The organism is Mesorhizobium sp. WSM4833 (assembly GCF_055811095.1).
Window position 1 is genome coordinate 1 of record NZ_JBVVQG010000010.1, and the last position, 20,113, is coordinate 20,113.

Genomic DNA, 20,113 nt, shown 5'->3' on the forward strand with positions numbered 1-20,113 from the left:
ATCCTCAATGCAAAAGCACGCGATGCGCGCAACGAGTTCGCGAGTGCAACTTGACACCCCAGATAGTCGCTCTCCCCCGATCGACGGGCGAGAGGAAAGGGGCCCTTCCGCAACTGCTGCGGAGAACGGACGAGCAGGTGAGGGCAGCGCCGACGGTTGCAAGGAATCCTGAAGCGGTGCCCTGAGAAGAACGAGGCCGGACCAAGTCAATCTGTTAAGCCAGCGAAATCCAATCTCCTCGCAACGCGGTACAAAGCCAGCCGATGCAAAATCGTTTCTTGCCCTATCTCCTGACCTTGCCCAGCCTGTTTCTGGCGGCGGTGGTCATCTTCTGGCCGGTCTGGGACCTGATCCAGATCTCGACGCATGACGTCAGCCGCTTCGGCCAGCTTCGTGACTTCAACGACCTCGCCAATTTCGCGGCACTCGCTGCCGATCCCGACTTCACGGCCGCGCTTTGGCGCACCGGCCAATGGACGGTGATGGTGGTCGGCGGCGCGCTTCTCTTGTCGATCCCGGTGGCAATGATCCTCAACACCGATTTCTATGGCCGCGGCATTGCCCGCGTCATCATCATGCTGCCCTGGGCGGTGTCGCTGACCATGACTGCGGTGGTCTGGCGCTGGGCGCTGAGCGGCGAAAGTGGCATGCTCAATTCGGCGCTGATCGGCCTCGGCCTCATCGATCACAACATCCAGTGGCTGGCGAGTGCCGAAACCGCCTTTCCGATGCAAGTGCTGATCGGCATCCTGGTGACGGTGCCGTTCACGACGACGATCTTCCTCGGCGGGCTGTCGTCGATCCCGGACGATCTCTACGAGGCGGCGGCGCTTGAAGGGGCGACGCCGCTGCAGCAGTTCCGCGAAATCACCTTTCCGCTCCTGAAACCGTTCATCAACATCGCCATCGTGCTCAACACCATCTACGTCTTCAATTCCTTCCCGATCATCTGGGTGATGACGCAGGGCGGGCCGGCCAACTCGACCGATATCCTGGTCACCCATCTCTACAAGCTGGCCTTCCGCATCGGCAAGCTGGGCGAAGCATCGGCGGTGTCGCTGGTGATGTTCGCCATCTTGCTGGTCTTCACCATGATCTATGTGCGGCTGGCGATGCGGGAGCAACGCGCATGACGAGCAAGCTCAAGCGTTCGATCATCGCCTGGCTGCTGCTGGCGCCGCTGATCGCGGTGACGCTCTTTCCCTTCGCGGTGATGTTCCTGACCGCGGTCAAGCCGAGGCAGGAAGTGCTGTCGCCGACCTGGTGGCCGAGCGAATTCCGCTGGTCGAATTTTTCCGACATGTGGGTGGCGACCGGCTTCGGCCAGGCGTTGCTCAATTCGCTCTACGTGTCTGTAATCGCCACCGTCGGCGCCATCCTGATCTCGGTTCCGGCGGCCTATGCGATGTCGCGCTTCCGCTTTGCCGGCTACGGCGCCTTGCGCCAGTTCCTGCTGATTTCGCAGATGATCTCGCCGATCGTGCTGGTGCTCGGCCTGTTCCGGCTGATGGCCGCCTGGGGCCTGGTCGAGAGCACGACGGCGCTCGGCTTCATCTACATGGCCTTCAACGTCGCCTTCACGGTGTGGATGCTGCAGAGCTACTTCGACACCATCCCGCGCGATCTCGAGGAAGCCGCCTGGATGGAGGGCGCCGGCCGCTGGCTGACCTTGCGCAAGGTGTTCCTGCCGCTCTGCCTGCCGGCGATCGCGGTGACGGCGATCTTCACCTTCATCAACGCCTGGAACGAGTTCGTCGTGGCGCTCACCATGCTGCGCAGCCAGGAAAGCTACACGCTGCCGATCCAGGTGTTTTCGCTGGTCGCCGGCCGCTACACCATCGAATGGCATCACGTCATGGCCGCGACGCTGCTGGCGACCTTGCCGGTGGCCATCCTGTTCATCTGGCTGCAGCGCTACCTCGTCAGAGGCCTGGCGCTCGGGGCGGTCAAATAAGCGCCTATTCACGGACGGAGCTTTCATGCGCATTTTCACCGCCTCGCTGGCGACGGAAACCAACACCTTCTCGCCGGTGCCGACCGATAGGGCTTCGTTCGAGATGGCCTTCTATGCCGGGCCCGGCAAGCACCCGGAAACGCCGACGCTGTGCTCCTCGCCGATGGTGGCGCTACGCCGGCGTGCGGTGGCCGAAGGCCTCGATGTCATCGAAGGCACCGCCACCTGGGCCGAGCCCGGCGGCCTGGTGCAGCGGCAGACCTATGAGGCATTGCGCGACGAGATTCTGGGCCAGCTCAAGGCGGCGCTGCCGGTCGATGCTGTCATCCTCGGCCTGCATGGCGCCATGGTGGCGCAAGGCTATGACGATTGCGAAGGCGATCTGCTCGAACGGGTTCGCGCAATGGTCGGGCCGGAGGTGGTGATCGCCGTGGAACTCGATCCGCACAGCCATCTGACACCGAAGCGCGTGGCGGCCTCCGACATCCTCGCCTATTTCCTCGAATTTCCGCACACCGATTTCTACGAGCGCGGCGAACATGTCGTCGAGCTTGGCCTGGCAGCAGTGCGTGGTGAGATCAACCCTGTCATTTCGACCTTCGACTGCCGCATGATCCAGGTGCTGCCGACCAGCCGCGAGCCGATGCGGTCCTTCGTCGATCGCATCAAGGCGCTGCACGGCAAGGACGGCGTGCTGTCGGTCTCCGTCATCCACGGCTTCATGGCGGCCGATGTGCCCGAGATGGGCACGCGCATCCTGGTCGTCACCGACAATGACAAGGCCAAGGGCGACGCGCTGGCGGAACGGCTCGGGCGGGAACTCTACGCGCTGCGCGAAAAGACGGCGATGACGATGCTGAGTGCTGCCGACGGCATCGATCGGGCGCTGGCCGTGCGCACAGAAAATCCGGGCAAGCCGGTGGTCATCGCCGATATCTGGGACAATCCCGGCGGCGGTGTGCCCGGCGACGGCACCTTCGTGCTGCGCCAGATGCTGGCGCGTGGCCTGGACAGGTTCGCCGTCGCGACCATCTGGGATCCGATCGCGGTCACCTTCTGCCTGGCGGCAGGCGAGGGCGCAGTCATCGACCTGCGCTTCGGCGGCAAGGCCGGGCCGCAAGCCGGCGAGCCGATCGATGCGCGCGTGCGCGTGCTGAAGGCGGTTGCGGAGGGCTGGCAGAGTTTCGGGCCAAGCCGGGTGACGCTTGGGCCGACGGCGCTGGTCCGCCTCGAAGGCACCGAGGTCGACATCATCCTCAACACCAACCGCACGCAGACTTTCGAGCCGGATATCTTTTCCAACATCGGCGTCGATCCGCTAGCCAAGGACATGCTGCTGATCAAGTCGACCAATCATTTCTACGCCGGCTTCGAGCCGATCGCCGCCGAGATCATCTATGTCTCGGCGCCGAGTTCGTATCCCAGCAATCCGGCGGTGACCGATTACAAGAAGCTGACAAGGCCGGTGTGGCCGAGGGTTGCGGATCCGTGGAAAGTGTAGGGTTCTCCCTTCTCTCCTTGTGGGAGGAGGTGGCCTCGCGAAGCGAGGTCGGATGAGGGGTGTTCCAGCGGAGTGAGGCGTTGGCATTTCCTGGAACACCCCTCATCCGTCTCGGCGCTACGCGCCGATCCACCTTCCCCCACAAGGGGGGAAGGGAAAGCCAATCACGCCAGCCCGCGCTTGGCCATCATCGCTTCCGGCGACGGCATCTTGCCGCGAAATGCGGTGTAGAGTTCTTCCGGATCCTTCGAGCCGCCGGCGGCGTAGATGTTCTTGCGCAGCCGCTCGGCGAGCGCCGGGTTGAAGGGGTCGCCGGTTTCCTCGAAGGCGGCAAAAGCATCGGCATCGAGCACTTCCGACCACATGTAGGAATAGTAGCCGGCCGAATAGCCTTCGCCGGAAAAGACATGGCCGAAATGCGGCGTGCGGTGACGCATGGCTATGGTGTCCGGCATATGCAGTTCTGCAAGCGTTTCGGCTTCGAAACGAAGCGGCGCTTCAGGCGCCTCCGCCCGCGCGTGATAGGCCATGTCCATCAAGGCGGAGGCGGTGAATTCGACCGTGGCGAAGCCGGCGCCGAAGGTGCGCGCGGCCAGCATCTTGTCGAGCAGCGCCTTGGGCATCGGCTTGCCGGTCTTGACGTGCAGCGCGTGCTTCTCCAGCACTGCCGGCACGGTCAGCCAGTGCTCGTAGAGCTGCGAGGGCAATTCGACGAAATCACGGCTGACCGAAGTGCCCGAAACCGAGGGCCAGGTGACGTCGGTCAGCATGCCGTGCAGCGCATGGCCGAATTCGTGGAACAGCGTTTTGGCCTCGTCGACCGACAGCAGAGCCGGCTCGCCCACCGGCGGCTTGGCGAAGTTCATGATGTTGTAGATGACCGGGCTTGCACCGTGGCCGAGCCTATAGCCGGATTGCAACGCGCTCATCCAGGCGCCGGATCGCTTTGACGGCCGGGCGAAATAGTCGGCCAGGAACAGGCCGCGCTCGCTGCCGTCGGCATTCTTCACCACGAAGACGCGGGCGTCCGGATGCCAGGCCGCGATGCCCTTTTTCTCTTCGAAGGTGATGCCGAACAGCCGTGTCGCCACGTCGAAGCAAGCGTCGATGATCCGGTCGAGCTGCAGATAAGGTTTCAGTTCCGCCTCGTCGAAGGCGAATTTCTCCGCGCGCAGCTTCTCCTGGTAGAAGCGCCAGTCCCAGGCAGCGAATTTTTCGTTGCTGCCGGCTGCGGTGGCCAGCCGTTGCAATTCGATCTGGTCGCTTGCTGCCTTCTCAAGCGCCTTTTCCCACACCGGATCGAGCAGCGCGTGCACGGCCTTCGGCGTCTTGGCCATGGTGTCGTCGAGCTTCAGCGCGGCGAAAGAGGCGTAGCCGAGCAGCTTTGCCTTTTCGGCCCGCAGGCGCAGCATGTCGCGCACCACGTTCGTGTTGTCGGTGGCGCCGCCATTCTGGCCGCGCATGGTGAAGGCGCGGAAGGCGATCTCGCGCAGATCGCGGCGTTCGGAGAAGGTCGAGAACGGCTCATAGATCGAGCGCGACAGAGTGACGGCATAGCGGCCCTTCTGCCCACGCATTTCGGCGGCCTCGGCCATGGAGCTTTTCACGAAGTCCGGCAGGCCGGCAAGGTCGGCTTCATCGAGGAACAGCGCCCAGTCGCGCTCGTCGGCCAGAACATTCTGGCCGAAAGCTGTGCCGAGCGAGGACAATTCCTCGCTGATGCTTGCCAGCCGCTTCTTGCCGTCGGCGTCGAGCTTGGCGCCGGAACGGACGAAGCCCTTCCAGGTCTTTTCCAGCACCCGCAAGGTCTCTGCGTCGAGCTTCAGGCTCTCACGGCGCTGGTAGAGATCGTCGATGCGGGCAAACAGCCGCTCATTCATTGAAATCGCCGAGAAATGCCTGGACATTTTCGGCGAGATGTCGCGCTCCAGCGCCTGGATCGTCTCGTTGGTGTAGGCGCCGGCGCGGCACCAGAAGATCGACGAGACACGATCGAGCGCTTCGCCGCCGAGTTCCAGCGCGGCAAGCGTGTTCTCGACGGTCGGCGCATCCTTGTTGCCGGCGATCGCCTCGATCTCGGCCTCGTGCGCCTTCAGCGCCGCGTCGAAGACCGGGGAGAAGTCGCCGTCGCCAATGCGCGTGAAATCGGGCAGGCCGAGCGGCCCCTGCCACGCGGTCAGCGGATGGGCGGCGAGGTCGACGGCTTTCGTGGAAGGCATGGACAGTCTTTCGTTGGTGGAGCAGGCAGGCGGGTCGTACCCGATGTAGGGCGCGGCCGGCGGACCCGCAATATGCGGATTTGGCCGATATCGCCCTCAAAAGCCGTCGCAGTTTTCGGCGATCGCCGCTTGTGAACTGGCGGTGATGCGGTTGTCGGTGACCGCGAAAGTTTCCTGCATCAGCATGTCGTTGTTGGGGAAATCGTAGCAGGCGACTACCGTGGTGACGCCGCCTTCGCTTTTCTCGATCCGGTGCCGGATCGCAGCACCGGCAACGGCACCTTTCCATTCGTCGATCGAAGCGATGAATTCCTGCTTGCTCTGCACGATGCCGAGGTCGTCCAGCTTGATGCGGACATCGTCGGCGAGCAGGTCGGACAGTTCCGTGCGGTCGGCGACCAGCAGCGCCGAATACCAGCGGCTGATGAGGGCACGATCATCGGCGCGGGCGGCAATAATCGCCAGCAGCAGTGCGGCCGCCGCAAAAGCGACCGACCTGATGTTCACCAGCTTGCGCGCCGCCGCGTTCATCCCAGTTCCGGCCGTTCGAAATCGCCAGTCTCCTTGTTCATCGTCCAGAGTTCGCCGGTCGAGATATCGAACCAGGCCCCATGCAGCGACAGCCGTCCCTTGCCTTCGAGAATCGAGACGCAGGGAAAGGTTCTGAGGTTGGCGATGGAATAGCGGATCGAGATGCGCTCCAGCGCGGTCTGGCGCTCCGAGGCGGTCATGAAGGTGCTGGAGGAGACGGTTTCGGCCGCCGGCGCGATCAGGCTCATCCACTTGCCGATGAAGTCGCCCGGCGACAGCGGCGCGGAATTGCTGTCGAGCGCCGCCCGGATGCCGCCGCAGCGGCCATGGCCCATGACGACGATGTTCTTGACCTTGAGGCTCTGCACGGCGAATTCAAGCGCCGCCGAGGTCGAATGGAACTCGCCGTCGGGTGCATAGGGCGGCACCAGATTGCCGACATTGCGCAGAACGAAGAGTTCGCCCGGCCCCGCGTCGAAGATCGCCTCGGGCGCCGAACGCGAATCGCAGCAGGCGACGATCATCGTCTCCGGCGCCTGGCCTTCGCGAGCGAGATCGCGATAGCGTCCGCTCTCGGTGAGATAGCGGCCATTCATGAAATTGCGATAGCCGGCGAGAAGATGTTCAGGGAGATGGGACATGGGCGGCGTCTGGAGCCTTTCCGGGTTGGATGCGGCAGCTCGTTGCGGTCTAGAGAGGCTCTAGCGGCAAAAGCCGGTCGCGAGCAATGCAGAATTATGAGGGCTGGCTAGAAATGCCATGCATCGAGCGCAACCGTGGCCAACAGCGTCACGCCCAGATGGCGACGGGAATGCCAAAGCTGTCGCGGCCCGGCGGGTCGGGAAACGGCCGCGCCTCGCCGCCGACGATGCGACCGGCGATCAGCGTCATCGCGGCTGCGTCGAGGAAGTCATCAGCGGCGGCACCGCGGGGCGGCGGCTGGTCGAGAAAGCCCTTATCATAGCCGTGCCGGCAGAGCAGCGCCTTGCGTTCCGCCATGCCGGCCGGATTGATGCTGCCCTTGATCTTCTTCGGCAGTTGCATGGCTTGATCGCCGTTCAAGCGGCAGAAAGCGACTTCCGGGTGCGATTCAAACACGCGGCTGCGCAAATCGGGCGCGATCAGCAGGGCGTCGATCTCGCGGATCTTGGCAAAAATGCCGAACGCCTGGATCGAGACGCCGCGCGGCGGATCGGATGTGGTCAGGGCCATCGCGCTTGCCCTGACGTGCGCGGCATACCAGGCTTCGATGGTGGTGAAGCCGTTGGTGTCGGCATAGAGCGCGGCACGGGACGGGATCGAGAAGACACTGGACTGGCGTGCCCCGAGCAGCGGCCGCACCAGCGCTTCGGGGCCGCGACCGCCCTTGCCCGAAAAGCCGGGCAGGCCGATCGGCATGTCGACGGCGATGATAGCGTCTTCGGGAAGGGATGCGAGCAGGGCAGTGAAGGTTGCAAAGACACCGACCGACGGTGCCATGCCAAAAGTTCGTCGGACGGCGATCCAGCCGGCCTTGCAGCCATCGACGCCGACAAGTACGGCCTCAGTCGATGTCACGCCCGGCGGCCCCGCCCTGGATGTGTGAGGTGGCGAAGCTGGACCATCGCCATCGGATGCGACAGGCTCTGCGCATCGGTTTCGAGCTGCAGTTCGTCGCCGCCGCGCTTGGCGGTGCGTGCCAGGATCTCGTAGACCGCCGCCGTCGTCGATTGCAGCGCCTTGATCGGTGGCTGGCCGGACAGGATGCGTGCCAGGTAAACGGCCGCAGTCAGATCGCCCAGGCCATTCGGCGGCTTGTCGATCAGGCGATGTTCGGCGAGCAGCGCCTGGCTGTTATCGAGCAGGAGGTTGCCGGTGCCGCCCGTCATCATCGACGGCGCCGAGGTGACCAGCATGGTCGATGGTCCGGCGTGCAGCGCCGCCGCGATCACCGATTTCATGTCTGGCAACGCGGCGCCGGCCATCCATTCCAGTTCGTAGCGGTTAGGGGTGGCTATGTCGGCGATCGGCATCAGCCGATCGCGCATGGCGATGGCGGTCGGTTCGGGCACATAGAGGCCGCCCGAATCACCCATCACCGGATCGCAGATATAGACGGCGCCGGACGTCCTTGCCTTGACCGCGGCGACCAGCGAGGCGACGGCCTCGGCCTGGCCCGCCTCGCCGAGATAGCCGGACAGCACGGCGCCGACCTCACCCAGCCATGGCGCCCGCTCGAGATCGGCCATCAGAGCCTTGAACTCGTCGAGCGGCGGCACGATGCGCGTCGCGCGCCCATGGCCGGGATGCCAGGGCAAGATGACGGTCGGCACCGCCCAGACCGGGAACCCCAGGGTCTCCAGCGCAAAGACGGCGGCACGGTTGCCGACCGAGCCACGCGCGACATGGCTGGAAATGACGATGACCGCACGCGGCGCGTCGGTTTGTTCGGCGCTCATTGTCGTTTGATTCCTAACTGCCCCGGATGACGTAAAGCACGAGCCAGACCATCAGGCCCAGCGCCAGTAGCAGGCCCAGCGTGCGGCCAAAGCGGGTGCCCCAGACTTCGATCGGATCGGCACGATCGGCATCGGCCGCGGTGACGTGATCGTGCATGCCTTTCGCTGCCCGCGCTACAAACGAGTTGCCGGCCGGATCCGTCTCGCGCGCAATGCGCTCGAGGATACGGCGCGATTCCTTGTCGCTGTCCTGGCGTTCCGCCATGATGATGTCCCGTTTTGCCGGACCTTATCGCGTTCGCACGGCCAATCACAGAGCCTTGCAGCGGCACCGGGCGTGCCAGGCGAGGGGCTGCCGGCGCGGGCGGTTTTCTTGCGCGCTGATTGTGGTAATGCTTCGCGTGCAACTTCTACCGAGGGACCCCATCATGTTTGCCCAGCGCCTTGCCTTGCCGTCCACGTTCCGCACGCTGCCCGCCTTCCTGATGATGGCGATCGTGCTGCCGCTGCTTGCAGGCTGCGGCTATAACACCATCCCGACGGCGGAAGAAAATGCCAGGGCGGCATGGAGCGAGGTGCTGAACCAGTATCAGCGCCGCGCCGACCTCATCCCCAACCTGGTCGAGACGGTCAAGGGCTATGCCTCGCATGAAAAGGATACGCTCGACGCGGTGGTCGAGGCACGCGCCAAGGCAACGCAGATCACGGTAACACCGGAAACGCTGAAGGATCCCGAAGCCCTCAAGAAGTTCCAGGATGCCCAGGCGGGGCTGACCAGCGCGCTGTCGCGGCTGATCGCGGTCTCGGAGGCCTATCCGGACCTCAAGGCCAATCAGAACTTCCTGGCGCTGCAGGCGCAGCTCGAAGGCACCGAGAACCGCATCGCGGTGTCGCGGCGCGATTACATCCAGGCGGTCAGGGACTACAATCTGACGCTGAGGACGTTCCCCTCGGTGCTGTGGGCGACCTTCTGGTTCCGCGGCAACGAGCCCTTCGCCAATTTCACCGTCGCCGAAGACAAGATGCAGCCGCCGAAGGTCGATTTCGGCACGAAGCAGGGCGGGTGAACGGCGGGGCCAAACGTCGTGATCTTGCTGGCCGGTGAGAGGCGGCGCGTCATTCGTCTTGTCGCAGTCGTCCTCCTCGTCCTTGTGCTGCCGTTCTCGGCCCTCGCGGCCGATCTCCCGGCGCTGACCGGCCGTGTCGTCGACGATGCCGGCATCATCGACGCCGCGACCAGGGCGGCGCTGACCCAAAAACTCGCCGATTTCGAGACAAAAGGCTCCGACCAGATCGTCGTCGCGACGATTCCCAGCCTCGATGGCGAGGAGATCGAGCCTTACGCCAACCGGCTGTTCCGCTTCTGGAAGCTCGGCCAGGCGAAGGAAAACAATGGCGTCCTGCTGCTGGTGGCCCCGAACGACCGCAAGATGCGCATCGAGGTCGGCTATGGGCTGGAAGGCACGCTGACCGACCTGCACACCATGCTGATCATCGAAAATGACATGGTGCCGGCCTTCCGCGCCGGGGACTTCTCCGGCGGCATCAGCAAGGCCGTCGATGACATGGTCATGGTGCTGGAGGGCAATCCCGAAGAACTGGAGGCGCGCGGCGAGCGCAACCAGCAAGCGCCTTTCGATTCCGACGACCTGTTCTTCGCCGTCTTCATCAGCATCTGGGCGATCATCTTCTTCGGCAGCATTGCGGCTTCCGTGCTGCCGCCGATCTTCGGCCAGAAGCTTGGCCCCGGCCGCTACCGCTGGCTTGGCATGACCTTCGAGCCAAGCCGGCGATCCTCCAGTGGCGGCTGGTCGTCGGGGAGTTCCGGCGGCGGCTGGTCTTCGGGGTCAAGCAGCGGGGGAGGCTTTTCCGGCGGCGGCGGTTCGTCCGGCGGCGGCGGCTCGTCGGGAAGCTGGTGATGGCATGATGGTATCCAGCATCAGCCTGTCGAAACGCGACCGCCTCGCCTCGGCCGTCCTGATTGCTGCGGTCGTGCTGTTCTCCTGCGTCATGGCCTACGCGACCGACTTGCCGGCGCTGACCGGCCGTGTCGTCGACAATGCCGGCATCATCGACGCCGCGACCAAGACGGCGCTGACGCGGAAGCTCGCCGACTTCGAGACGAAAGGTTCCGACCAGATCGTCGTCGCGACGATTCCCAGCCTCGATGGCGAGGAGATCGAGCCCTACGCCAATCGGCTGTTCCGCTTCTGGAAACTTGGCCAGGCGGGCGAGAACAATGGCGTGCTGCTGCTGGTTGCCCCGAACGACCGCAAGATGCGCATCGAGGTCGGTTATGGGCTGGAAGGCACGCTGACCGACCTGCACACCAAGCTCATCATCGAGAATGACATGGTGCCGGCCTTCCGCGCCGGGGACTTCTCCGGCGGCATCAGCAAAGCCGTCGACGACATGGTCATGGTGCTGGAGGGCAATCCCGAAGAACTGGAAGCGCGGGGCAAGCGCAATCCCGCCGATGACGGCACGTCCATCGATCCGATCTTTGCCGTGTTCCTGATGCTGTGGGCGACGATGTTCTTCGGCGGGATGGCGATGGCGTTCCTGCCGCCGATGTTCGGCACGAAATTGTCGCCGGGCGTGTACAAATGGCTGGGCATGACGTTTCGTTATGGCCGCGGGCCGAGCGGGTACTCGGGCACTGGCTGGACAACCGGTTCATCGTCGGGCGGCGGCTGGTCTTCGGGTTCGGGCAGTGGCTGGTCCTCGGGGTCAAGCGGCGGTGGCGGATTTTCCGGTGGCGGCGGCTCGTCCGGTGGTGGCGGTTCTTCAGGAAGCTGGTGAGACAGATCATGGCAACACGACCAATCAGCCCGCAGGATCATGAGCGCATCGCAACCGCGATCCGCGCCGCCGAGGAGAAAACCGACGGCGAAATCTACTGTGTCGTGGCGCATGCCAGCGACGGCTATTTCTTCCCGGCCGCCTTCATGGCGACCGTGTGCATGCTGATCGTCAGCCTGGCGGTCGGCTACGGTCTGGAGGCCTGGTGGCTGTCGATCCGGCTGCCGCATTTCGTCCTCGCCCAGCTCCTGGCGCTTGCCTGCGTGCTGGCCTTGTTGTGGGCGCTGCCTGGTATGCGCATCCACCTGGTGCCGAGGCGGCTGCGCTACCAGGCGGCGCACGCCAACGCGATCAAGCAGTTCCTCGCCCGCAACGTCCACCGCACCACGGCGCGCACCGGCGTGCTGGTCTTCGTCTCGATCGCCGAGCGCTATGCCGAGGTGGTTGCCGATTCGGGTATCGACGCCAAGGTCGGCCAGCATGTCTGGGACGGCGTCGTGCGCGACCTTACCGCGCATGCCGGCGACGACCGGCTTGCCGACGGCTTCGTCAACGCGATCGAGTTGGTGGGTGCGGTGCTGGCCGAGCATTTCCCGGTCACTGCGGGCGACAGCAACGAGCTCGACGACCATCTCGTCGAGATTTGAGCCTTTCCACAGAAGTCTTGAAGGCCCCTCACCAGGGCGGTGATCGCCTGTGAGAAAGCAGCCGGCTGGCCGCCCGGACCCTTGCAATCGGGCGATGCGGGTTTATGGTTAACAAATCATGAATACGCTGACGATCGACATCCGGAAAGCCGACCCGCGCGATGCCAGTGCCATCGCCGAGGTGCATCTGGAAGCCTGGCGCGGCGCCTATTCCGGCATCATTCCGCACCGGACCCTGACATCGATGATCAACCGCCGTGGCGCCGACTGGTGGGCGAATGCGATTCGCCGCGCCGCCACCGTTCTGGTCGTCGAAATCGGCGGCAAGATCGCCGGCTATGCGACGATCGGCAAGAACCGCGCCCGTGAACTGCGCCAGCAGGGCGAAATCTACGAATTGTACCTGCGCCCGGAATATCAGGGCATCGGGCTCGGCAGCCGCCTGTTTTCGGCGGCCAAGGCGCGGCTGGCCGATCACGGGCTGAAAGGCATGGTCGTGTGGGCGCTGGAGGACAACCAGAACGCGCTTGCCTTCTATGCCGGCGCCGGTGGCCGCGATGTCGCCGAGGGCGTCGAGATCTTCGAGCAGAAGGCGCTGAAGAAGGTCGCTTTCGTCTGGGAATGACAACCCGGCCTTTCGGCAATTGGGCGTTCCATTCGCATCCAGCACCATTCGCCGCATTGCACCATGACGCGCCGCCCGCTATCGATCGTCCATCGAGAGAGGGATTTAAGCCATGCGCATTGAAGCCATAGCCAGCGGAAAGAATCCGCCTGAGGACGTCAACGTCATCATCGAGGTGCCGATCGGCGGCGAGCCGATCAAGTACGAGATGGACAAGGAGGCCGGCACGCTGTTCGTCGACCGCTTCCTGCACACCTCGATGCGCTACCCCGGCAATTACGGCTTCGTGCCGCACACGCTGTCGGGCGACGGCGATCCGATCGACGTGCTGGTCTGCAACACGCGCGCGCTGGTGCCGGGCTGCGTCATCAACGTGCGGCCGATCGGGGTGCTGATCATGGAAGACAATGCCGGCCAGGATGAGAAGATCATCGCCGTGCCGTCGCCAAAACTGACGCTGCGTTACGAGAACGTCACCGAATACACTCAGCTGCCCGACATTACGCGCCAGCAGGTGCAGCACTTCTTCGAGCACTACAAGGATCTAGAGCCCGGCAAATGGGTCAAGATCGAAGGCTGGCACGATTCCAAATATGCCAAGAAGATGATCGTCGACGCGATCGAGCGGGCCAAGGCGAACAAGTAGCCCGATCCGTCAGTTGTCGACCCGGCCGAAGGCCGGCACTTTGCCGATGACGGTGTGTCTGTCCTTGCCGCAGGCGAAGGTGCGTGCCTTGTCGTCGGCAAGCTTGCGCGCCTGGTCGTTGGCGGCGGGATTGCCGGTGGCCAGCACCAGGCCGACGGTGCAGCCGTCGCGGGCGTCCATCTGGCCGACCTTGGCGACGAGCAGCACCTCGGTCGGCTTTTTCTCGTCCTCGGGATTGCTGATCGAGCGGCGATGGATGACGGCATAGGGCACTGCCGTGTCGCCCTTGGTTTCGATGCGCCATTCGACTTTGGCTCCGGACGAATTGAGGCCGGAAAAGCTTTCCCAGACCGTCGTCATGTCGCCGCCGGGCGGAAAACCGTAGAACAGCGATTCACGGGCGTCGTCATAGGCGATCAGTACGGGATAGCCGCGATAGCCTGAACAGGCGAGTTCGGCCCAGTCGCCGTCGCCTTCTTCTGCCTGCGCGTAGGTCACGCAGTCCGTTTTCGAATCCAGATCGGTGTAGGCGCTGGAAATGCCGTCGGCTTGCGCCGCCTGACCGAGACTGACCAGAACAAGCGGGATCAGAATGGCACGCATGGCGGTCAATCTCCGTTGCAAGCCATGCAGCGTAGCGCCAAACGCTATTTCTTCAAGCTGGCTTCGATCAGCAGGTCGGCATTGCGGGCAACCGCTTGCGCCGGACCGCCGAGGCCGAACAACTGGCCGCTGATATAGGCCCCCTCGATCAGCAGCAGCAGGCCGTCGCCGAGCGTGTCTGGGTCTTGCGCGCCCATCGCAGCCGCCATGGCGCGCAGGCGGCGGCGCAGTTCCTGCTTGTTGGCCTCGCTGACCACGCGGGCCGGATGGCTGTGGTCGGGATATTCGACCGCCGCGTTGGTCATGCCGCAGCCGCGATAGTCCGCCACCTGCGTGCGCTTGCCGATGCGGGTCAGGAAAGCCTTGATCTGAGCGCGCGGGTCGCCGGGATGAGCGGCGACCGCTTCGTCGAAGCGCTCCCAGTATTCACGGTCATATTGCCTGAGATAGGAAGCGGCCAGTTCGTCCTTGGACGGAAAGCTGCGGTAGAGGCTGGGCTTGGTGACGCCGGCACGCTTGACGATCTCGTCGACGCCGATCGCCCTGATGCCGCGCCGGTAGAACAGGTCATAGGCCACATCGAGGATCTTCTTGGCGGCTTTCGGCGGAGCGGATGCATGACCGTCGCTGATGGTCAGTTCAATATTTTTGTCGGTTGGCATCGTGTGACTCGATTGACAATGTTACCGATCGGTACGTATACATGTTCCCACCCTGCAACGTACCGGTCAGTAACATGATAACTCAATCTCGCCCCTTTGGCCAGCGCTACGCTTTCGTCGTGGTCGGCGTCATCTTCCTCAGCCTGCTGGTCGCGGCTGGCCTGCGCTCCGCACCCTCGGTCATGATGCTGCCACTCGAGAACAGTTTCGGCTGGCGCCGCGACATCATCTCCCTGGCCGCCGGTGTCGGCATTCTGCTTTACGGTTTGACGGGGCCATTTGCCGCAGCCCTGATGGAGCGCATCGGGCTGCGCCGCACGCTGCTCGCCTCGCTGGTGGTGATGTCGGGCTCGACCATGCTCAGCCTGCTGATGACCAAGCCGTGGCATCTGTTCATCACCTGGGGCGTGTTCTCGGGCATTGGTTCCGGTGCCGTCGCCAGCGTGCTCGGCGCGACCATCGTCAATCGCTGGTTCAAGACCAATCGCGGCCTTGTCATGGGATTGATGTCGGCCTCCAGTGCCTCGGGCATGCTGGTGTTCCTGCCGCTGATCGCCGCTCTGGCACAGTCGGGCGGCTGGCAGCCGGTTGTCATTGCGGTCGCGATCGCGACCGCTGCCCTGATACCGCTGGTCTGGCTGCTGGTGCCGGAGCGGCCGGCATCGATCGGCATGGTGCGCTATGGCGCCGAGGCTGACGATGTGCCGCCGACCCCGCCTGCGTCACAGGGCAACTTTCTGGCGCATACGTTCTCGACGCTGCGCCGTGCTGCCGGCACGCGGGTGTTCTGGTATCTGTTCGCCACCTTCTTCGTCTGCGGCTTCACCACCAACGGGCTGGTCGGCACGCATCTGATCGCGTTTTGCGGCGACATGGGCATTGGCGAGGTGCAGGCCGCCGGCCTGCTGTCGATGATGGGCATTTTCGATCTGATCGGCACGACATTGTCGGGCTGGCTCACCGACCGTTTCGACCCGCGCAAGCTGCTCGGCGTCTATTACGGCATCCGTGGCCTGTCGCTGATCTACCTGCCCTATTCCGGCTTCTCAGCGACCAGCCTGATCATCTTCGCCGTGCTCTACGGTCTCGACTGGATCGCCACCGTGCCGCCGACTCTGAGGCTCGCCAATGAGGCGTTCGGCGATCGCAGTGGGCCGATCGTGTTCGGCTGGATCGTCGCCGGCCACCAGATCGGTGCGGCGACCGCCGCCGCCTTCGGTGGCACCATGCGCGAGTTGCAGGGCAATTACGAACTGGCCTTCCTGATCGCCGGCATGACGGCAATAGCCGCTGCCTGTATCTCGCTGCTGATCAACACCAGCAAGCCGGCATTCGAGCCGGAGCCGCAGGCGGCGTAGGGAGAGGCGCTACCGGCCAAGCTGCCATCTCCCCCACACGGAGGAAGATCGGCAGCTTCGCCGTCCGCGCAAACGCCCACCCGCCTGTTGATCGTCAGAAAAACTTCATGATCCCGAGATGTCCCTGAAACATTGACGCTGGATTTTGGTGGCACCGTTCAAGCCATCCAGGAGACAGCCGTGAACAAGCTTTCGATGACTCGCCGCGCTTTCGTCACCTCCGCCAGCGCCGTTGGCCTGGCCGGCGTCTCGAGCCTGGCGCTGCCCTACTATTCGCGCGCCAGTCAGCGGCCGGCCTTCACCCATGGCGTCCAGTCCGGCGATGTCGACGCAACCAGCGGCATGGTGTGGACGCGCACCGATCGCCCGTCGCGCGTCATGTTCGAAGTGTCGTCGACGGAGAACTTCGCCACTGCGACACGCGTGGCGCCGCTCGATACGTCGCCGGCCAGCGACTACACCGTCAAGCGGCTGCTCACCGACCTCGCTTCGGACCAGGATATCTTCTATCGCATGACGGCAGCCGATCTCGCCGACATCAACGCCGTTTCCGAGCCGATCACCGGGCGCTTCAGGACGGCGCCGGCCTCGAAGCGCGACATCCGCTTTGCCTGGTCGGGCGACACCGCCGGCCAGGGCTGGGGCATCGATGAGACCGGCATGAAGACCTACGCCACGATCGGCAAGCACACGCCCGACTTCTTCCTTCATTCGGGCGACACCATCTATGCCGACGGCGCCATGAAGGACGAGGTCGACCTGCCCGGCGGCGGCAAGTGGAAGAACGTCGTGCTGATCGACGGCAAGCGCAAGGTTGCCGAGACGCTGGACGAATACCGGGACCAGTGGAAATACAACATGATGGACAGGAACGTGCTCGGTCTCAGCGCCATCTGCCCGACTTTCTACCAGTGGGATGACCATGAAGTCCTGAACAACTGGTCGGATTCGAAGGATCTCAGCGCCGACAGCCGCTATACGGAAAAATCCATCCACGTGCTGGCGGCCCGTGCGGCGCGGGCTTTCCACGAGATGACGACGATCCGCTACGAACCTTCCGAGCCCGGCCGCGTGTATCGCAAGATCGCCTACGGGCCGCTGCTCGACGTGTTCTTCCTCGACATGCGCTCCTATCGCGGCCCCAATGGTCCCGACATGCAGGATGAGATGACGCCGCAATCGCGCATGCTCGGCGAACAGCAGACGAAATGGCTGAAGCGCGAACTGGCGAATTCGAAGGCGACCTGGAAAATCATCGCCGCCGACATGCCGCTCGGCCTCGTCGTCTGGGACGACGGCACCAAGAAGGTTGGTGCCGAAGCAGTCAGCAATGGCGACAATGGCTTGCCAAAAGGGCGTGAGCTCGAGATCGCCGACCTGCTGCGCTTCATCAAGAATGCCGGCATCAGCAACACCGTCTGGCTCACCGCCGACGTGCATTACACGGCCGCGCATTATTACAACCCGGACAAGGCGCAGTTCCAGGATTTCAATCCGTTCTGGGAATTCGTTTCGGGTCCGATCCATGCCGGAACATTCGGGCCGAACGATTTCGACATGACGTTCGGTCCGGAGCTGAAGTTCATCAAGGCGCCGACCGCCGAACAGGGACAGAACCTGCCGCCCTCGGCAGGTCTGCAATTCTTCGGGCTGGTCGATATTTCAGGCGCCAGCGAGCAGATGACGGTGCGGCTGATGGATCGCGAAGACAATGAACTCTACAAGGTGACGCTCGACCCGGTACGGTCGGCATAAGCGCGCGCTGATGGAAAGGTGTCGCGCGTCTAGGGCGCGCGATGTCTTAGTCCGGGTAGCAGACCATGGAGATATTCGGCCAGACGGCGCTGTCGCAGTTGGCGGCGTCCTGCCGCTGCTTGAAGGCGGCGCTGACCGGGCCGGTCACCACCGGGTCGACGCCGTCGGGCGCGTCGGCGAAAATCTGCTCGGCCGACTGTGCCTCTGACGGCAAGGCAGGCCGTGATTCCTTCGTCGTCGCGGCCGACTGCGCGGCGTTGGCCGCCAGCAGGACGGCGAAGGCAACAGAGGCGATGAGCGGCCAGAATCGGTTGAGTTTGTCGGTCATGATGTTCGAACTGCCCGGGCCCCGAAGGGTTCCCGCCTTGGTTAACAAAATCATCTCACACGCAGATGCTTAAGATTTGATGAGTATTTGGTGACGCGCCTCCTCTTTCGCAACTGCGAAAAACCCTGTATGAGCCGCGCAACCGAAAGAGGCAGCGCCTTTTGGCCTGCTGCCTGCAACGCTTCCGAGACCAGAACATGAAAATCCGTAATATCGCGATCATCGCGCACGTCGACCATGGAAAGACCACCCTGGTCGACCAGCTTTTGAAGCAGTCCGGCTCCTTCCGAGACAATCAGCGCGTGGCCGAGCGCGCCATGGATTCCAACGACCTCGAAAAAGAGCGCGGCATCACCATCCTGGCCAAAGCGACCTCGGTCGACTGGAAGGATACCCGCATCAACATCGTCGACACCCCCGGCCACGCCGATTTCGGTGGCGAGGTCGAACGCATCCTGTCGATGGTCGACTCAGCCATCGTGCTGGTCGATGCCGCCGAAGGGCCGATGCCGCAGACCAAATTCGTCGTAGGCAAGGCGCTCAAGGTCGGCCTGAAGCCGATCGTCGTCATCAACAAGATCGATCGCCCGGACGCCCGTCATGTCGAGGTGGTCAACGAGGTGTTCGACCTTTTCGCAGCGCTCGACGCCACCGACGAGCAGCTCGACTTCCCGATTCTGTACGGCTCAGGCCGCGATGGCTGGGTTTCGGAAAATCCGGAAGGACCGAAGGACCAGCAGTTGGCGCCGCTGTTCGACCTCGTCATCAAGCATGTGCCGGAGCCGACCGTTCATCCCGGTCCGTTCCGCATGATCGGCACCATCCTGGAAGCCAATCCGTTTCTCGGCCGCATCATCACCGGCCGTATCGAGAGCGGCACGCTGAAGGCCAACCAGCCGGTCAAGGTGCTGCACCATGACGGTACCCAGATCGAAACCGGCCGTATTTCCAAGATCCTGGCCTTCCGCGGCCTTGAGCGCCAGCCGATCGAAGAAGCGCAGGCGGGTGACATCGTCGCCATTGCCGGCTTGTCGAAGGGCACCGTCGCCGACACGTTCTGCGACCCGAGCGTGAGCGAACCGCTGCATGCGCAGCCGATCGATCCGCCGACCGTGACCATGTCGTTCCTGGTCAACGACAGTCCGCTGGCCGGCACCGAAGGCGACAAGGTGACCAGCCGCGTCATCCGCGACCGCCTGCTGCGCGAAGCCGAAGGCAATGTCGCGCTGAAGATCGAGGAATCGCCTGACAAGGATTCGTTCTTCGTCTCCGGCCGCGGCGAATTGCAGCTGGCCGTGCTGATCGAGACGATGCGGCGCGAAGGCTTTGAAATCGCCGTGTCGCGTCCGCGCGTCGTCATGCAGAAGGGCGAGAATGGCGAATTGCTGGAGCCGGTCGAAGAAGTCGTCATCGACGTCGACGAGGAGCATGCCGGCGTCGTCGTGCAGAAGATGTCCGAGCGCAAGGCCGAGATGGTCGAACTGCGCCCATCCGGCGGCAATCGTCAGCGCATTGTCTTCCATGCGCCGACCCGTGGCCTGATCGGCTACCAGTCGGAGCTTTTGACCGACACGCGCGGCACCGCCGTGATGAACCGGCTTTTCCATGCCTATGAGCCCTACAAGGGCGAGCTGCCAGGCCGCACCAATGGCGTGCTGATTTCCAACGAACAGGGCGAATCGGTCGCCTACGCCATGTGGAACCTGGAAGATCGCGGCCCGATGGTCATCGATCCGGGCGTCAAGGTGTATCAGGGCATGATCATCGGCATCCATAGCCGCGACAATGACCTTGAAGTGAACGTGCTCAAGGGCAAGAAGCTGACCAACATCCGTGCCGCCGGCAAGGACGAGGCGGTCAAGCTGACCCCGCCGATCCGCATGACGCTGGAACGCGCGCTGGCCTGGATCCAGGACGACGAGCTGGTCGAAGTGACGCCGAAGACCATTCGGCTGCGCAAGCTCTATCTCGATCCGAACGAGCGCAAGCGGTTCGAGAAGTCGTCCAAGGTGGTCGGCGCGGCGTAAGCTCTTATTTTTTCCAA

Annotated in this window: 21 protein-coding genes; 12 read left to right on the forward strand and 9 right to left on the reverse strand. The window is 63.7% G+C overall.

Annotated features, from left to right (window positions below):
* Positions 1-263 precede the first annotated feature (263 nt).
* Genes AC0L2D_RS20725 through AC0L2D_RS20735 form a run of 3 tightly spaced genes read left to right on the forward strand, consistent with a single transcriptional unit; the run spans position 264 to position 3,455 of the window.
* On the forward strand, positions 264-1,133 hold the full coding sequence (locus AC0L2D_RS20725; protein WP_013528983.1) for a carbohydrate ABC transporter permease: 870 nt from the start codon (positions 264-266) through the stop codon (positions 1,131-1,133).
* Positions 1,130-1,954 (forward strand): carbohydrate ABC transporter permease, encoded by an 825-nt coding sequence (locus tag AC0L2D_RS20730; protein ID WP_473542182.1) that lies wholly within the window; start codon positions 1,130-1,132, stop codon positions 1,952-1,954. Before AC0L2D_RS20725 ends, AC0L2D_RS20730 begins: the two co-directional genes overlap by 4 nt.
* Positions 1,955-1,979: 25 nt before the next feature.
* A complete protein-coding gene (locus AC0L2D_RS20735; protein WP_063173309.1) occupies positions 1,980-3,455 on the forward strand; it encodes a M81 family metallopeptidase in 1,476 nt (491 codons plus the stop codon).
* 164 nt (positions 3,456-3,619) lie between these two features.
* Here the strand turns inward: AC0L2D_RS20735 and AC0L2D_RS20740 are convergent, their stop codons facing one another.
* The 6 genes from AC0L2D_RS20740 to AC0L2D_RS20765 all read right to left on the reverse strand — a co-directional run bounded on the left by AC0L2D_RS20740 (position 3,620) and on the right by AC0L2D_RS20765 (position 8,908).
* Positions 3,620-5,674 (reverse strand): M3 family metallopeptidase, encoded by a 2,055-nt coding sequence (locus tag AC0L2D_RS20740; RefSeq protein WP_063173308.1) that lies wholly within the window; start codon positions 5,672-5,674, stop codon positions 3,620-3,622.
* Positions 5,675-5,770: 96 nt separating this feature from the next.
* On the reverse strand, positions 5,771-6,205 hold the full coding sequence (locus AC0L2D_RS20745) for a hypothetical protein (RefSeq protein ID WP_024504711.1): 435 nt from the start codon (positions 6,203-6,205) through the stop codon (positions 5,771-5,773).
* The gene (locus AC0L2D_RS20750; protein ID WP_027037320.1) at positions 6,202-6,846 is read right to left on the reverse strand and encodes a carbonic anhydrase; all 645 of its coding nucleotides are present in this window, start codon (positions 6,844-6,846) and stop codon (positions 6,202-6,204) included. The genes AC0L2D_RS20745 and AC0L2D_RS20750 overlap by 4 nt, the downstream gene beginning before the upstream one ends.
* Positions 6,847-6,994: 148 nt before the next feature.
* Positions 6,995-7,762, reverse strand: a complete 768-nt coding sequence (locus tag AC0L2D_RS20755; RefSeq protein WP_473542185.1) for a DUF429 domain-containing protein — start codon at positions 7,760-7,762, stop codon at positions 6,995-6,997.
* A complete protein-coding gene (pdxY, locus tag AC0L2D_RS20760; RefSeq protein WP_473542187.1) occupies positions 7,759-8,643 on the reverse strand; it encodes a pyridoxal kinase PdxY in 885 nt (294 codons plus the stop codon). The genes AC0L2D_RS20755 and pdxY overlap by 4 nt, the downstream gene beginning before the upstream one ends.
* Positions 8,644-8,656: 13 nt before the next feature.
* Entirely contained in the window at positions 8,657-8,908 is a 252-nt protein-coding gene (locus AC0L2D_RS20765) for a hypothetical protein (protein WP_013528991.1), read from the reverse strand.
* Positions 8,909-9,071: 163 nt separating this feature from the next.
* Here AC0L2D_RS20765 and AC0L2D_RS20770 point away from each other — a divergent pair, with 163 nt between their 5' ends.
* The 6 genes from AC0L2D_RS20770 (at position 9,072) to ppa (ending at position 13,363) form a co-directional block, all read left to right on the forward strand.
* The gene (locus AC0L2D_RS20770) at positions 9,072-9,710 is read left to right on the forward strand and encodes a LemA family protein (protein WP_024504707.1); all 639 of its coding nucleotides are present in this window, start codon (positions 9,072-9,074) and stop codon (positions 9,708-9,710) included.
* A gap of 27 nt (positions 9,711-9,737) precedes the next feature.
* Complete coding sequence (locus AC0L2D_RS20775; RefSeq protein ID WP_473542356.1) at positions 9,738-10,562, forward strand: TPM domain-containing protein; 825 nt, start codon at positions 9,738-9,740, stop codon at positions 10,560-10,562.
* A 4-nt stretch (positions 10,563-10,566) separates the two neighbouring features.
* Positions 10,567-11,445, forward strand: coding sequence for a TPM domain-containing protein (locus AC0L2D_RS20780; RefSeq protein ID WP_473542190.1), 879 nt, complete (start codon positions 10,567-10,569; stop codon positions 11,443-11,445).
* A gap of 8 nt (positions 11,446-11,453) precedes the next feature.
* Positions 11,454-12,092 (forward strand): TPM domain-containing protein, encoded by a 639-nt coding sequence (locus AC0L2D_RS20785; RefSeq protein WP_473542192.1) that lies wholly within the window; start codon positions 11,454-11,456, stop codon positions 12,090-12,092.
* Between the two features lie 118 nt (positions 12,093-12,210).
* Positions 12,211-12,717 carry a GNAT family N-acetyltransferase gene (locus AC0L2D_RS20790; protein WP_013528996.1) on the forward strand — a complete coding sequence of 169 codons (507 nt, stop codon included), beginning with the start codon at positions 12,211-12,213 and terminating at the stop codon, positions 12,715-12,717.
* A gap of 112 nt (positions 12,718-12,829) precedes the next feature.
* Entirely contained in the window at positions 12,830-13,363 is a 534-nt protein-coding gene (ppa, locus tag AC0L2D_RS20795) for an inorganic diphosphatase (RefSeq protein WP_024504195.1), read from the forward strand.
* A gap of 9 nt (positions 13,364-13,372) precedes the next feature.
* Here the strand turns inward: ppa and AC0L2D_RS20800 are convergent, their stop codons facing one another.
* Both AC0L2D_RS20800 and AC0L2D_RS20805 read right to left on the reverse strand, forming a co-directional pair.
* On the reverse strand, positions 13,373-13,966 hold the full coding sequence (locus AC0L2D_RS20800) for a hypothetical protein (RefSeq protein WP_024504196.1): 594 nt from the start codon (positions 13,964-13,966) through the stop codon (positions 13,373-13,375).
* A gap of 44 nt (positions 13,967-14,010) precedes the next feature.
* Complete coding sequence (locus AC0L2D_RS20805) at positions 14,011-14,628, reverse strand: TetR/AcrR family transcriptional regulator (protein WP_013528999.1); 618 nt, start codon at positions 14,626-14,628, stop codon at positions 14,011-14,013.
* 74 nt (positions 14,629-14,702) lie between these two features.
* Between AC0L2D_RS20805 and AC0L2D_RS20810 the strand changes: the two genes are divergently transcribed.
* Positions 14,703-15,986 (forward strand): MFS transporter, encoded by a 1,284-nt coding sequence (locus AC0L2D_RS20810; protein ID WP_024504198.1) that lies wholly within the window; start codon positions 14,703-14,705, stop codon positions 15,984-15,986.
* 195 nt (positions 15,987-16,181) lie between these two features.
* Positions 16,182-17,741: an alkaline phosphatase D family protein gene (locus AC0L2D_RS20815; protein ID WP_473542358.1), complete on the forward strand. Its 1,560-nt coding sequence runs from the start codon at positions 16,182-16,184 to the stop codon at positions 17,739-17,741.
* Positions 17,742-17,787: 46 nt separating this feature from the next.
* On the opposite strand, the gene AC0L2D_RS20820 is transcribed toward AC0L2D_RS20815, so the two are convergent.
* Positions 17,788-18,069, reverse strand: a complete 282-nt coding sequence (locus AC0L2D_RS20820; RefSeq protein WP_244506871.1) for a hypothetical protein — start codon at positions 18,067-18,069, stop codon at positions 17,788-17,790.
* A 197-nt stretch (positions 18,070-18,266) separates the two neighbouring features.
* Between AC0L2D_RS20820 and typA the strand changes: the two genes are divergently transcribed.
* Positions 18,267-20,096, forward strand: a complete 1,830-nt coding sequence (typA, locus tag AC0L2D_RS20825) for a translational GTPase TypA (protein ID WP_013529003.1) — start codon at positions 18,267-18,269, stop codon at positions 20,094-20,096.
* Positions 20,097-20,113 lie beyond the last annotated feature (17 nt).